At 41.5% G+C, this 241-nt stretch carries 1 pseudogene; it reads left to right on the plus strand.

Annotated features, from left to right (window positions below):
- Window position 1: 1 nt before the first annotated feature.
- A pseudogene (holA, locus tag ACFINZ_RS11620) lies at window positions 2–241 on the plus strand (DNA polymerase III subunit delta); the annotation flags it as partial.

Genomic DNA, 241 nt, shown 5'->3' on the forward strand with positions numbered 1-241 from the left:
TTTGGTTCAGAAAAAAGCGCATGAAGTTGATCATTTTCTAAAGCGTTTTTCGCGTTCTTTTCCTATTGTTCTTATTTACGGACCGGATCGCGGTCTTGTTTGCGAGCGTGTACAACATTTTATTAAGCTCACGCAGATAGCTGTAGAAGATCCTTTTTGCAGTGTTCGTTTGGATGCTGCTGAAATTGATAAAGATCCTGCTCGATTGCTAGATGAGGCACGTACTTTATCCCTTTTGGGG

This window comes from Bartonella sp. AA81SXKL (assembly GCF_042196945.1).
Taxonomy (GTDB): Bacteria; Pseudomonadota; Alphaproteobacteria; order Rhizobiales; family Rhizobiaceae; genus Bartonella.